The organism is Cyanothece sp. BG0011 (assembly GCF_003013815.1).
Classification (GTDB): Bacteria; Cyanobacteriota; Cyanobacteriia; order Cyanobacteriales; family Microcystaceae; genus Crocosphaera.
This window is the reverse complement of sequence record NZ_PRLH01000003.1, coordinates 71,640-86,691: the sequence shown is the minus strand read 5'-3', so window position 1 is coordinate 86,691 and position 15,052 is coordinate 71,640. Positions and strand designations below refer to the sequence as shown.

The window sequence follows — 15,052 nt, the reverse complement described above, 5'->3', positions numbered from 1 at the left end:
CTCCACCAACCCCAAGACATTAACCCCCAACTGTTCAAACATTTTTAAGCCCCGACGAGCATCTAACAGAGAGACAGTTTGAGGGGTGGTAACGATAACCGCACCGGCCATAGGAACTGCCTGAGCCATAGTTAACTGAGCATCTCCAGTGCCTGGGGGCATATCCACCACTAAATAGTCTAACTCTCCCCAATTAACTTGATAGAGAAATTGACGAATAATGCCATTGAGCATGGGACCACGCCAGATCACCGGTTGATCGGGATCGATTAAAAAGCCCATGGATACCATTTTCACCCCATAGTTAAAGGCCGGTTGAAGAATGTCCCCTGCTTCGTTTTTTTCGACTTGTACCTCCGTATTTTCTAGGCCTAACATGGTAGGGGCATTAGGACCATAGATGTCAGCATCTAATAAACCGACTTTTGCCCCGGTTTGAGCTAAGGCAACGGCAATATTCACTGCAACGGTGCTTTTTCCGACCCCTCCTTTACCACTAGAAACCGCAATAATGTTTTTTGTTCCTGCCACCGACTGCTGGTTGGGGAGGGCTTTTTGTTGGGGGGTTTCTGCGGTGACTTCTACGTCGACGCTTTCTACTCCTGGCAAGGTTTGAACCGCTTTTTTACAGTCATCTACGATGAATTCTCGTAAGGGACAAGCCGGGGTGGTTAAAACCAGGGTAAAGCTAACGTTACCGCCATCTACAGCAACGTTACGAATCATATTGAGTTCGACTAAACTTTTTTGTAGTTCTGGTCTTGGACCGGTCTTAATACGTTTAAAATTGATTGAGTATCAAGCATTTTAATTGATGGTTCTCCTATTCAACAGCCCTAGGGGTTGCTACAATTGCTTATATCATCAATCTTAACGGTTTTTGGTTCACTTCTTTTTATCGTTTCGCTCCTGCTCTCCCTACACCCTATCCTGAAATACAAAAAGAGGACTCCCGTTATATTTCTCCCCAAAAAAAGACTCATAGAAATTAACGGGAGATGAATTTTTGCCAACAAATAAACCGACCAGCGGGAGACAACTTACACGAGTTGACATTGTGTGTAGATTAATTTAAACTAGGGAAAGTATTAATAGTGGTCGAACTAATGCTTACATTAACTTACGAATTTAAGCTAATCCCAAATAAGCAACAAATTGAGGTAATTGAACATACTTTAAATGTTTGTCGCTCCGTCTGGAATTATGCTTTAAGAGATCGTAAGGACTGGCTAAGTTCTAGAAAATCCCCTGTTAATTCTTGCTCATTAATTCAGGAATATATTATTTCTCCTGACGTACCTTACCCTAATTATCACAATCAAGCTAAAGCATTAACAAAGGCCAAGAAAACTAATGACATACTCAAATCAGTAAACGCTCAAGTTTTACAACAAGTCTTGAGGACTTTAGATAGAGCTTTTGCCGATATGCAGTCCAAAAAGTTAGGCTTTCCGCGCTTTAAAAATAGGGATAGAATGCGGTCTTATGTATATCCTCAAATGCTAAAAGATTGTATTAAAGGTAACGAAATTAAATTACCACACCTAGGATGGGTAAAGTTTAGAAAGTCTAGAGAAATACCTGATGGGTTTGAGTTAAAACAAGCTCGCATTGTAAGGAGAGCTAATGGTTACTTCATGATGCTTTCTTTACAGTTAGATGTTAATATTCCTGACGTTTCTTTTCATGGACATCCTTTAGGTATTGACTTAGGTTTAGATAAATTCTTGGCTACTTCCGATGGTGAACTTGTGGATAGACCTCGATTCTTAAATCGACTACATCGTAAGCTGAAATTGCTACAGCGTAGATTAAGAAATAAGAAAAAAGGCTCTAATAATAGACACAAGTTAAACAAAAAGATAGCTAGATTACATCAACGAATTTCTGATACTCGTAAAGACTGGCATTTCAAGTTAGCTCATCGTCTTTGTGACCAATCACAATCAATATTTATTGAAGATATTGATTTTAGGTCATGGGCTAAAGGAATGTTATCTAAACATTGTCTTGATGCTGGTTTTAGACAATTCATAACCATTCTTAAATGGGTAGCATGGAAAAGAGATGTTTTTGTTAATGAAGTTGACAAGAATTTTACATCTCAAATTTGCCCTAATTGTGGGTTTCATACTGGTAAGAAAACCCTTGATGTTAGAGAGCATAATTGTCCTGAATGTGGGTATAAAACCCACCGAGACGTGGCAGCAGCGCAAGTTATCAGAAATCGTGGTGTAGAAGAATATGCGCTAGGGCATAGCGTATCTGAAAATGCCTGTGGAGATGATGGGACGGGGGCTTTGCCTAGTTACCAATCTGTGAAGCAGGAAATCTTAAGCGCGAGTTTAAGAATCCCTCGTTATAGCGACGTAGGAGCTTAACGAGTGGAGTATGTCAAATTTCCCCCAACTATAGTAATCATGGGCCATCCCGTTAACTCCCAGCCTTCAAAGGGACTCCAACCGCATTTAGTTTGTAATTCTTCTCTTAAAACGGGACGATAATTGTATAAATCAACTAAGACCAAATCTGCATCATAACCGGTTTTAATTAACCCTTTATTGGGAATTTGATAAATTAGGCAAATTTTCCGTCGTTGCCCCGATAAAAAACCCATAATTCACCAAGCATTTTTCTGAAGCCAATTGCAACTTCTGATCTAATGTCTCTTGAGTGGTGGTTAAAGGGCGTGTATTGGGCATTTCCAGAAAAGAAGTGACTCCCCCCTTAGCACAAGCACAACTTGCCGTAAACAAGTCTTCTTTATGGTCTAAACCCGGTTCTCGAAAATGAACTTGAGGATCAATAACCCCAGGCAACAAAGTTAACCCCGTAGCGTCTATGATAGTAGTAACTTCTGATTCGGTAATTTCTGGAGCAATCTGGACAATTTTACCCTCTTTGATTAAGATATCTCCTATTAGAAACTCACCCTCAGGTAAAAGGATACGAGAATGACGAATAAGAAGTGATGTCATTTGAGAAAAAACCTCCTAAAATAAAATGAAGCATACTTTAATCGTCCCATTGAGTTGGGTTTGACTAAACTAAAATCAAATATTCGTTACCTTTAACTCTGACCCATATCGATTCGCTTAACTCCCACAATATTTATATCCTATGGCTCGAAGCGTAAAACAAGATAAACCTAAACGCCCTCAATCGTCTAAACCAGAAAATCCTTGGGTTGAACTGACCCAAACCGTTGTAACTGCCGTTATTTTAGCCTTCGGTATTCGTACCTTTGTGGCCGAAGCGCGCTATATTCCCTCATCTTCGATGGAACCCACCCTAGAAATTAATGATCGCCTCATTATTGAAAAATTAAGTTATCATTTCCGAGAACCGGTTCGGGGAGATGTGGTGGTCTTTAATCCCACAGAAGCCCTGGTTGCCCAAGATTTTCACGACGCTTTTATTAAACGGATTATTGGTTTACCGGGAGAAACTATTGAGGTAAAAGAGGGTAAAGTTTACGTCAATGGTGAAGAAATTACCGAAAAATACATTGCTGAAGACCCTAACTATGATTATGGTCCAGTTGTGGTTCCTGAAGGAGAATATCTCGTGTTAGGGGATAACCGCAATAACAGTTACGATTCTCATTACTGGGGATTTGTTCCTAAAGATAAAATTATTGGTAAAGCCTTTGTCCGTTTTTGGCCCTTTAATCGTCTAGGAAGTCTTGATCAACAACCTTTATATCCTGGACCTAATGCTAACCCCGATAGAAGTCAGCAGTCTCTAGTCCCTCGATATTAATTTTAACGTTAACTGTCTGGGAGGAAGTAGTGAATTGCTCTACTTCCTTTTTTTGTTGACAACGGAGAGGGAGGGATTCGAACCCTCGTTGCCTTGCGACAAAGCAGTTTTCGAGACTGCCGCATTCAACCACTCTGCCACCTCTCCAAAAGGGTCTTGGTTTACCTATCATTGGCTATTATAGCAAAGTTCTTGACATTCCCTGGGTGAAATGAATCCCCAGGAGACTATTTTTGAACGAATTCTAATGAGTTAGAAAAATTTGCATTGGATAAGATTCAGCCACTAACTGATTCGCTTGAGTTTCAATAGCAATATTAGACTCGAAAGAAGATTTAGGGTTAATGTCTTCAAAGTCTAGTAAGGTTTTAATCCGTTGATAAGCTTGATAAGCAACCGTTGGAAAGAAGGAAAATTTACCGGGTAATACACATAGATAATTACTGTCTGAATTGGATTCAATCCAATAACTATAACGTCGTTTTTGTTCTTCTTGACTAATAAATTCTGTTTTCACACATTCATAACTATAAAGTTGACGATTATATAATTTTTCTTTGCCAAAATACCGTTCTGCAGACTCTAAAATGGGTTCGATATCTACCCCATCCATACTATCATCATTAGCATAACCAGAATCCGCTAATAAAGAGTAAGTATATTGTTCGTTTCCTAGTTCTCTATGTTGGACAAAATGATTAAAATGAAACCGGTTTTTAGTTGACATTCTGACAAAATTAGTATCCACTAAAGCAGGATAAGCGACTACCATTGCACTGCGACTTCTTTTTAATTTTGCCCTCACTTGCAAGTCTTTTAAAAAGGGTTCAAATCCTTCCCCAACCGCAAAGATAAATAACTTAGCTTTCAGTCGTTTTGAACGTCCTTCTTTCGTCTTACATAGTAAACTTTTTATTCTCAGTTTACCGTAACTATCGATTAATAACTTCTCAATTTTTATCCCAGTTTCAAAAGTAACGCCATGACTTAAACAACTGGCAACTAAATCCTTTAAAATGCGACTGGTATGCATTGAACAATCTAAGGTTTTAATAAAGTCATAATTAGAGGGTTGTATCTGATATGAATGATCAAATTGACGGCAAAGATTACGGATAATTTCGGTTGAACTTTTTAAGGAACAATTTAAAGCTTCATAATCTTCTACTTGTGCATAAGTTGGGGCTAAACATTGATTATTGACTAACCAATTATGTTGTTTTCCGTAAGCAACTTCTAATCTTCCTAAAACTCGATTTCGTTGAATATTAATTTGTACAGCATCACTTTTTAAGCGAGATGAGAAAATTTCTGGGGCATCTTCTTGGGGATGAATTAAATAAACGGGAGCATCATTAAACCAACCTTTAGGGTTAGGAAGAACAGCAGGGGTGTAAAAATTAGTGTCTTTTTCTGTTAAATTAACGTTGCATTGCTTAGTAAAATAAGGGGTATATAAATTAATTAAATCTTCGACACCATTGACACAATTAATAAAGGTTTGAGCATCATCTTGACCCGAATATAATGCCCCTGTATGATACCATCCTTCTAATTTTCCTGATGCTAATGTACCCAGTTGGGGAGCTTTTTCTAATAGTTTAATGGATAAATTACTATGACGGGCTAAAAATTCAGCAATGGCCACTCCAGCAATACCACCACCTACAACAATAACATCAACGTATTCAATTTCTGAGACTTTAATCGGGTTCATAAATAGGATAATAAGACGATTTTTTCAACTAATTTATAAGCTAAACCAGATTATAACGTAGATTTTGAAAATAGGCGATCGCTGATTTCATGTTTAATAATAATTTTGGAATCTCATCAAATTATTATCACCACTAGATTCAATCAGGACTATGTAAGCTAAAGTCAAAGTTATTTATAACTCATATCTTGCACCTTCGATAAAATCAGCTAGTGAAGATAGGCAAAAGGCAAGAGGCAAGAGGCAAAAGTATCTTATTTTAAGGCTAACTGCTTGAGCATTGACTGTCTTTTTCTCATATCTTGCACCTTCGATAAAATCAGCTAGTGAAGATAGGCAAAAGGCAAGAGGCAAGAGGCAAAAGTATCTTATTTTAAGGCTAACTGCTTGAGCATTGACTGTCTTTTTCTTAGCCATCAAGTTATTTTGTAAGGCGTGCAAGATGTCAGTATAATATATTATTTAGTTAGATTCGCAGATGACAGTTCACTATCTATATGAATTTTTCCCTTCCTGTTGAGTATCGTAGTTTTTTGCCTCGCTTTTATCGCCTCGCTTCAGTTAGTGTTTTATCTAATATGATGGTTCCCTTAGCAGGGTTATGTGATACTGCTTTTTTAGGACATTTAGAAGACATTCGTTACTTAGCTGGTGTCATTCTAGGAAGCATTTTGTTTGACTATTTATATCGGGTTTTAAAGTTTATTCGTTCTGGAACAAATGCTATTACCGCGCAAGCAGTGGGAAAAGAGGATGAAGAAGGAATATTACTCGCTATTTTACGCAGTGGTTTAATTGCTTTAACCATTGCTTTTATTATTCTCATTTTACAATATCCTATCGAAAAAATAGGCTTTACTTTATTATCGGGTTCTCCCAATATTGAAGCCTCAGGAATTGATTATTTTCGAGCCAGAATTTGGGGTGCGCCTGCAGTTTTACTTAATTTTGTTTTCATTGGTTGGTTCTTGGGAAGGGAAATGAAAGCAGCTATTTTATTGTTATCTTTTGTGGGTAATTTTTCTAATGTTGGTCTAGATTATGTGATGATTTATCGTTGGGGTTGGGGAAGCATGGGTGCAGGTTTAGCGACTGCAATTAGTCAATATTTAGCTTTATTCGTGGCTCTTATTTTTATGGTATCAAGTGTTAAATGGGATAGGATCTCTGATATTTTAAAACGAGTATTAGATAAACAAGAGTTAAAATCAATTATTGCTTTAAAGGGAAACATATTAATTAGATTCTTAGCTCTTATTTCTGCCTATTCTTTATTTACAAATTTAAGTGCATTATTAGGAACTGAGATTTTAGCCGCCAATGGTTTATTATTACAAATTGCTTTGTTAAGTCAATTTACAGTTCAAGGAATAGGAATGACGCTTCAAACGTTAACAGGGAATTTTAAAGGGAAAGGAACAATAGAGCAAATTATTCCTTTATTAGTTGTCTCCATTATTAATAGTTTAGTTATTGCTTCAAGCTTTGCTATTATTCCATTCATTTTTCCTAAAACTATTTTTAACTTATTAACTGATCACCAAGAAATTAGTCAAACAGCGATACAATATACCTTATGGTTACTGCCCCTTTTGTGCTTAACTGCTACTGCTTTTATGTTAGAAGGATATTTTATCGGTTTAAAAGAAGGAACTACCTTAAGAAATGGCGTTTTGATAGCCTTTTTAATTGGATTTTTACCCTTATCAATTATGGCTTACTATTGGCACAATAATCATTTATTATGGTCAGCTTTAACTGCTTATATGGGAACATTAATGATCACCCTATTTTTACAATTACCGAAAGTTCAAAAAAATCAGATTTTTCAATTTCAAGAATCAGAATAAGGACTTGAATTATTTTTTATTTCACTCTTATAAAACGTCCTGAATAAATAATGGAAAATTCACAAAATATGTCTGAACAACAGTTAAGAAGATTTCGCCAGCAAATCCTTGATTCTTATCTTAATATTATTCAAGATAGTTTTCAAAACAATCTTTCCCAACTGAAACTTATTAATTATGGTACGGGTTCGGGAAAAACTCATCAACTATTTCAAGCAATATGTCAAACCATTCAAGAGCATTCTAATACTCAAATAATTGGTATTTATGTCGCACCTTTAAGAGAACATTTATCGGTTCCAAAATCAATTAGAAATCAATATCCAGATATTCCCATCTATACAATCAATTCATTAGAAATGAAGATGAGTGATGATAATATCAAATTATATAAGAAATGGCTTCCTTCAATTCTAACAAATACAGAGTTATGGAAACGGGGATTAAAAACATATTCCCAAGAAAAGATTCAGGAATATAAAGAAAAGCTAGAAAAAGCAAAAGGGACAATTAATCGTCTTGAAGATATTAAAAAAGCTGATTTTGGTGATGAAGAATATAAGAAACTTCAAACGACTAAAGCACTATCCCAACTTAACAATTTACTGGAAAATTTCTTATTATTTTTCATTCAATGTGAACTAGATAAAGAAAATTTATCAAAAGAATGTTTGGAGTTAATAAAAATCTTCTTTCCTCTCTATCTTTTAAGAGAAAAATCTGGAATTTTAATGCTTACTTATGAAAAATTTGAAACCAATATAAACTATTTACATCATAACGGACAAAAATGGGTCAAAAGAAGTGACTATCTAGATAAATATGCTGCGAAGCAAACGCAAAACTCTACAAAATTCATCTTTGCTTTCGATGAACAAGAAGATGGTTATCAAATCATTCTTAAGAAGAAAATTGATATTATTTCTCCTCAAGAAATGGCCATCAATAATGCACTCTCATCTATTATTCGAGAATTTTCTCTTCTGTTTTCCTCTCACAATAAAGAGAACAGAAAATTCTTAGACTTTATTGGGAATAATAAACATAAAATTGATCAATTTGAGAAACATTTTCAAACAAATAAAATTCTTGACCCTCAACTCATAGAATATGCTCCTATTTGTAAAAGATTAATCCTTCAAGAAGGAAACTCATTTGACTATTTAAAGGAGGTAAGAACTATTAATCAAGGTTTTGAACAATCTTTAAAGGATATTATAGATATTTTTAATTATGCTGATGAAAACAATCCTATTACCCTAGATTTTGATATGTTATCTAGAGTGTTAGCAAAATTTCAAAATACTAAAACCTTACTGATTTCTCAACACCTTTATAACAAAATTAGTAATGATTTAATGAACATTTTTTCATATAATAATCTCTATATTTATAACATAGACTGTCTCAACGATTTATTTCTAAAAAAACCTGAGGATGGTCATGTTCATATTGTCAATAAAAACACCTCAGACAACACCTCTGTCGCTGAATTAATTTATACAATTTTAGCGATGCGATCGCAGATTGAAAAGATTAAAAAGATATTACAAAATGTTTTAGAAGTTGATGATTCCCAGTCACGTTCTTTAAGTATTTGGTCTGAACAAATATCTAGGGGTAAACGAGAAGATGAAGATATTATAAAAGATAATAAACCTGATATTTACATCAACCGAACTTATGTTTATGAAAGTAATAAATCTATCATAAACATTAAAGAAATATCTCGATATAAAAAATTAATTCATCATGAACTTAGAGAAATTTCTATTGGTAGCACTGCTATATTTACATCCCCTGAACATAAACTTAATTCTATATTAACCAATAGTTCTAATATCATCTTTCTCATCTCAGCAACTGGGGGTATTTCTGGGGACTTAACCACCAGTTACGACTTCAAATATTTAGAAGATAAATTACGAAATGAGTCTGGGGAAAGTGCTTTTAAGGTAATGAATAAACAGGAAATTAAACTTTGTGAAGATATTAGAAAATACCGTCAAGAAAAAAGAAATATTGAAGTTAAATTTTTTAATCAGGAACCTTTGTCTTTTCCTAATGAAAAAACCAAAGGAGTTGTTGAAAGATTCAAAGAACTTGTTTTGAATAAATTTATTGATAGTCTTGAAGAAGATAAACGTAATTTTCATCGCTATAAAAAACAAGAATTAGAAAGGTTTCTTAACTTCTTATTCTATCTATTTGAAGATGATTCAATTCAAGAAACCATTGCTTTTACTCAAAGTTTACGGTGGATAAGAAAATTAATTAATTATTGTGATATTAGTAACTTTATATTTGAAAAATCAGAAGAACATCCTGATATCTATTATTTTAAAGTAAATCATGAAAAATATAACACTGATATGAAAGTTAAGCTGATTTTATATCAAGCATCTTTTAATAAAAATTACTATAATAAGGAGAATCAAAAAACTTATTTAGATGAACTGATAGAAGAAGAAAATCAAAAAATATTCTTTATTTCTGCGTATCAATCAGCTTCTAAAGGATTAAATCCCATTATTAAAACTAAAGACAACCAAGAAAAAGATTTTGATTGTTTAGTGTTATTGATGGATAGTTATTTTACAGCGATAGAACCGTCTAAAAAATCAAAAGACTCTGAAAAAGAAACGACATTATATCATTTTGCTTTAATGAAAAACCTTGTAAAACTTGGTAATTCCCAGCAAAAAATTAAAGATTTTAATAAATACCTTACCAATCCAGAAGCTAATAAATTTAAACAGGAACAACATCAAATATTACTAGGTAAAGGAATTTTACAATCAATTGGTCGCTCAGAGAGACGAGATTTTCCTAATCAAGTAATTAAAATATTTATTAATGAGGAAACCCGTAGAAATTTAGTTAATTTTTACAATTACTTGGAACGAGAAGAATCTCAAGAGATAGATAAATTATCTGTTAATAACTACCAAGTTTATTTAAGGGTGAAAGAAGAAGAAAAAAAGCGAGAAATTCAAAATTACGACGATCACGTTTATGATGAAATTGATGCTTATGATGCTTTTCAAGATTTTAGAGACGAAATGTTAGAAGAGATAAAATTATTTCATGAAAATAAAAACACTTTTAATATTGTAAAAGTGTGGGACACTTTACGAGATCCGATTGTTTTTCGAGATCCAGAGAAATATTTAGAAAAGTTAAGAAAACTCAAACCAGTTCCTAATGAGTTTATTAATTCACTTTTTTACTATAAAGAAAATAAAACTGATTTTATTCCGTATTTAACATCAGAAGAAAACTACAAAGGTCAAAAGTTTCAAATGATTAGTGATAGTATTAACGGAGAAAAACCCTATACTTATCAACAACGACTATATCCTGAAAAATTTAAAATGAATGCACTTAGTGATGACAAAATCGTCTCATTTGATCCTTCTACTGATTTAATCTATCAATTTTATAATACATTGGTTCCAAAACCTGAAATTTTTGAACGTTATATTCCTCGTCCCCATTTCTTTTATTATATTTTATACCCATCCTTAACAGAAAATTTTGTAGAATCTTGGATTAAGGATAAAATTTTTGAAGGGAAAGACTGGGAACATATTAAAACTTTCTTTCGTTTTGAGAAGTTATCAGATTTCAAAACATATAACAAACTTTATGAGAAATTTGATCTATACTATTTTAAAGAAGATACGCTCTTTTGTATTGATGTTAAAGCATGGAGTAAACCCTCAGGCGATCGCCTTTCAAAAGAGACAGTAAATAAGACTAAAGAAAAATTAAAGATGATTGTAAACAATTACACAGAATTTAAACAAGTAAAAGGTTTACTGTTAAATCTACACGCTGCAAAAGAAAAGAATGAGCAACACTCATCAAACCTATCTTCTGGTAATTTAATTTACTTTGACTCTAATAATTGTCCAGTAGAATCTAACATACTCAAAGAATTTTTATTTGATAAGTAGGCACAAAATGAAAGAACAAATAACCAAAGAGTTATCAGCTATCTCTAGAACAAATCAACTGCAAATATTAGATGATACAGAAGTCGTTGCTGACAAACTTTATCAATATCTCTTTAAAAACGGTAGAGGAATTGAGAGTTTTCTTCTTGAATATTCTAGAGATAAAAATGAAGATTCTAAAGAAGATAACTCAGATAACAATCAACAATCTGATTATTATCAAAAACGTCATAAATATATTAAGAAACAGATAAAAGAAAGACTCGAAGAACATAATAAAAATGTGAAAACGTCAGATATTCAATATTTTTTATCTTATTATGATGGGAAACCTCATGTATTCTTCTCATCCCCTGATAAAACCCATTCTGGATGGAAAGAATTATTTAATAAAAATAATAGCAATAGAGAAAGAATTTTTAACTTAGTTTTTAAAGTTTATCTGCTTCCTCAATTTTTACCTGAAGAGATAGTTGATGGTTTTGAAGAATTGTTTTTTGTTTATTCTAAAAGTTCACCTAAATCCAAAAAACCCGTTCATGTGTGGGGACAAAATTTATTTATTAACTATAATTACCACAACGTATTAACATTAACCTTAACTCGGAAACATAAGATTTTTCTACGTCAAGATGACTACAACACTAGCGATGGTGATGACTTAGGAGAAGTCTTAACTTACGAGAAAAAGAATTATTATTTTCAACGGGATGGTGATGCGCGTCGTTCAAATAAAATCAATTTTATGGTGTTTCCTAAAGATAAAAAAGATTATACAAAATTCAAACAAACTCAACTTTATTATTATCAAACCTTAATGACACGACTTGAAGAATTTTTAAGGGATTGTAAGATTGAATTTAAAATCCTTGATTTTCAAGCTGATCACTATTTAGAAAATGCTTTTATTACAAATATAGACTCTGTAGAATGTTTAGAAATTATCAATAATTTAGGAACTAATTTCAATGAAAATGATCAACAATTTTTCATTAATTTTCTCAAATATAAAGGAATAAATGAAGTAACTTTTTATAACTTAGGAAAAACTATTACTAACTATGAGAAAATTGAGGAGGAAGATGATACTTGCTGGAAAATTACAGAACTAATACCTTGGGAAAATATTGAACTAGATAAAAACAAAAACTATTTAGTATTTAATAAACTTCTCGAAGAAGAAACGGGATCAATGGCCTATCAAAGAAAAGACGGTTATTGGGTTCCATCTACAAAGATAGATAACCAAAAAAAGGTTGATTTTTATTCACAGTTAAAGAGAAAATTTAGCTATTTAGAAACAGGAGCATTTTTTAGTACCCAAGGAATTAATATAGATGAATTTAAAATAATCAAGTATCAATCAAGAAATTCTCATGATTTTTCAATACTGACATATTCAAAAAAATTTGATCTAGACATTTTACGTTTAGAAACCCAAGCTTTTACAGATGATCAACATTCAGATATAGATGAGTATTTTAAATGTTACTTAGCAAAGCAAAAAAATTTAGAAGAATGGGAAAAGTTTTATCAAAAATATAATTTTAAACCATCATCTGAGGTTGACAAAATTTTAATTGAATTAGGAATTAAAAACTGGATGAGGAAAAGTATTGTTAATGATAAGATTGCCTTACCTATTCAATATCAATCATGTACAGAAAAACGTTTTTGGGTTATCTATGTACGCAGTCCAAAAAAGAAACAAACTAAAGCAGTTGCGGTAGAATTTTTGTATAAAGAAAATAGTATCTATGTTAAACAAATAATAGGAGATGTAAAGACAATTGAAAGAAAGTTTAAATTTTTAAGACGACGAAAAAACGATGGCGACAAATTAATTAATGATCAACAATATTTTGTAGATGAAGTAGAAAAAATCTATATTAGGTGTTATACCAATGATTACTTTACGCCAAGTTTAATTGGAAGACATGGTATTCTGGAAGCACTTGACAATGAAACATTAGAACTCAACCGCAGTAATAAGAAAACAGGTAGTAAGCTATTACCTTTAGTTGCATATTATAACAGTGACATTAAACCCATTGAGAGAAAAAAGAATATGATTTGTTTAGATTTAAGCAATGAAGACTTTATAGAATATTATGTTCCACCTAATACACCTCCAAAGGGGACAATCAAAAGAGGTTATAGAGTTTATCATTTAATTGGGAAAACCTATTTAGAGAAAACGAGTGAAACCGGGGAAACAATTAAACTAGAAGAAACTATCAAAACATCTGACTTAATAGAACATCCTCTCACAGCTTTACATTTTACGACTCTGACTCAAAATATTTTAAAGATTAACGAAAATAGTCAATCTTCCTTACTACAAAAAATAGTAAGAGTTTTGATTGAAAATTAAATTAAAAAGTCAACTATTTTCATTAACAAACCTGTAAAGATTGCTTAGGGGTATTAAAGTGTGAAAATTAAGACTTACTATTTATATTAAGCTGTTGTGCATTTAAACTAGGATAAATAAAATGACATCTAAAAGCTGTATCATAATCCATTTTTGCCTTTTGCCTTTTGCCTTTTGACTTCTAAAACACATTTTAAATGTGTTTTAGCTTACCCCTCGCAATGACCGCTTAAGTTTTAAGATAAATGTCTAACTAAAGCATCTCCGACTATTTTCGCCTCCTCATCTGTCATCCCCGAAGTTAACGGGGGACAAATATGACGGGGACACCAGTATTCTGCATTTGGAAAACGTTCCCCCTTGCAAACCTCCTCAAACACGGGTTGTAAATGACAAGGTATTTCGTAAACCGTTCCCCCTAAAAAGATATCCTCTTCTGCTAATGCTGCTTTTACTTCTTTAGCTGTCTTGCCTTCCGGTAGCAATACCATTAACTTATACTGAGAGGCACTATCCATGTGGTCCGTGGAAACAAACCGAATACCTGCTTCTCGCAACGGTGCCGTCATTAACTCATAACACCGTTGTCGCCGTGCTATCATGTCCGATAACTTCGCCAGTTGAATGCGTCCTAAAACCGCGTGAACTTCGCTAATACGGGTACTATTGCCAAAGTCCGTATGTAACCCTCCGAAGTCCATTCCTCGCTTCCCTTGGTTTCTCAGCGATCGCGCGATATAGTCTTCTTCATCATCATTTAAAGTAATCATTCCCCCTTCAAAGGTGGTCATAATTTTAGTGGGGAAAAAAGAAAACGCTGCACCATCCCCTAAATTTCCGGCTTGTACCCCATTAATCTGACTTCCGTGAGCGTGTGCCGTATCTTCTAGCACAAATAAGCCATTTTTATGACAATATTCTACCACTTCAGGAAAATCGGGAGAAATCACTCCCCCGATATGCACCCATAACACCCCAGATATGTCTGGGGTTCCCCCTCTTTCTACTGCATCTTGTACCATTTGCAAAGAGGGTGCAAAGGTATTCTCATCCATATCTAGATACTGCACTGTTCCCCCCACTCGCAATACAGCAGCAACGGTGGCAAAATTGGTGTTAGTGGGGACTAAAACCGTAGTTCCTTCTGCTTTTTTCAGACGTAAGATAATTTCTAACCCTGAAGAACCGGTATTAACAGCGATCGCGTGTTTAGTGCCAACATATTCAGCAAACGCTTTTTCAAATTCCGTTGTATTCTCCCCTAAAATAAGCCGACCCGACTTAAGAATCGTTTTGGACGCTTCAGCAAAAAAGTCAATTTCTTCTTCTGTAACGTCGAAATAGAAGGGTTTGATGGGTCTTTTAGTCATGGTGTCTAGAGAAATTTAGA

Annotated in this window: 8 protein-coding genes, 1 tRNA gene and 2 pseudogenes; 5 read left to right on the top strand and 6 right to left on the bottom strand. The window is 33.6% G+C overall.

What is annotated here, in order from left to right; genetic code table 11:
* Window positions 1-806: pseudogene (locus C4E06_RS01330) on the bottom strand (Mrp/NBP35 family ATP-binding protein); the annotation flags it as partial.
* A 300-nt stretch (window positions 807-1,106) separates the two neighbouring features.
* Here C4E06_RS01330 and C4E06_RS01325 point away from each other — a divergent pair.
* The gene (locus C4E06_RS01325; protein ID WP_107666431.1) at window positions 1,107-2,381 is read left to right on the top strand and encodes an RNA-guided endonuclease TnpB family protein; all 1,275 of its coding nucleotides are present in this window, start codon (window positions 1,107-1,109) and stop codon (window positions 2,379-2,381) included.
* On the opposite strand, the pseudogene C4E06_RS01320 reads toward C4E06_RS01325, so the two are convergent.
* A pseudogene (locus tag C4E06_RS01320) lies at window positions 2,378-2,978 on the bottom strand (amidohydrolase family protein). The gene C4E06_RS01325 and the pseudogene C4E06_RS01320 overlap by 4 nt on opposite strands.
* A gap of 142 nt (window positions 2,979-3,120) precedes the next feature.
* On the opposite strand from C4E06_RS01320, the gene lepB reads away from it, so the two are divergent.
* Window positions 3,121-3,762 (top strand): signal peptidase I, encoded by a 642-nt coding sequence (lepB, locus tag C4E06_RS01315; protein WP_107666430.1) that lies wholly within the window; start codon window positions 3,121-3,123, stop codon window positions 3,760-3,762.
* A 62-nt stretch (window positions 3,763-3,824) separates the two neighbouring features.
* Here the strand turns inward: lepB and C4E06_RS01310 are convergent.
* From C4E06_RS01310 to C4E06_RS01300, 3 genes are all read right to left on the bottom strand, one after another.
* A tRNA-Ser gene (locus C4E06_RS01310) sits at window positions 3,825-3,909 on the bottom strand.
* A 97-nt stretch (window positions 3,910-4,006) separates the two neighbouring features.
* Window positions 4,007-5,479 carry an FAD-dependent oxidoreductase gene (locus tag C4E06_RS01305; RefSeq protein ID WP_107666429.1) on the bottom strand — a complete coding sequence of 491 codons (1,473 nt, stop codon included), beginning with the start codon at window positions 5,477-5,479 and terminating at the stop codon, window positions 4,007-4,009.
* A 174-nt stretch (window positions 5,480-5,653) separates the two neighbouring features.
* Complete coding sequence (locus C4E06_RS01300; protein ID WP_198648203.1) at window positions 5,654-5,920, bottom strand: hypothetical protein; 267 nt, start codon at window positions 5,918-5,920, stop codon at window positions 5,654-5,656.
* Window positions 5,921-5,976: 56 nt separating this feature from the next.
* Here C4E06_RS01300 and gntT point away from each other — a divergent pair, with 56 nt between their 5' ends.
* From gntT to C4E06_RS01285, 3 genes are read left to right on the top strand one after another with little or no spacing between them, the layout of a single operon-like run.
* Window positions 5,977-7,329 carry a guanitoxin biosynthesis MATE family efflux transporter GntT gene (gene gntT, locus C4E06_RS01295; protein WP_107666427.1) on the top strand — a complete coding sequence of 451 codons (1,353 nt, stop codon included), beginning with the start codon at window positions 5,977-5,979 and terminating at the stop codon, window positions 7,327-7,329.
* Window positions 7,330-7,379: 50 nt separating this feature from the next.
* A complete protein-coding gene (locus tag C4E06_RS01290; protein WP_157951097.1) occupies window positions 7,380-11,288 on the top strand; it encodes a hypothetical protein in 3,909 nt (1,302 codons plus the stop codon).
* 7 nt (window positions 11,289-11,295) lie between these two features.
* Window positions 11,296-13,662, top strand: coding sequence for a hypothetical protein (locus C4E06_RS01285; RefSeq protein WP_107666425.1), 2,367 nt, complete (start codon window positions 11,296-11,298; stop codon window positions 13,660-13,662).
* Between the two features lie 236 nt (window positions 13,663-13,898).
* On the opposite strand, the gene C4E06_RS01280 is transcribed toward C4E06_RS01285, so the two are convergent.
* The gene (locus C4E06_RS01280) at window positions 13,899-15,032 is read right to left on the bottom strand and encodes a DegT/DnrJ/EryC1/StrS family aminotransferase (protein ID WP_107666424.1); all 1,134 of its coding nucleotides are present in this window, start codon (window positions 15,030-15,032) and stop codon (window positions 13,899-13,901) included.
* Window positions 15,033-15,052: the final 20 nt, after the last annotated feature.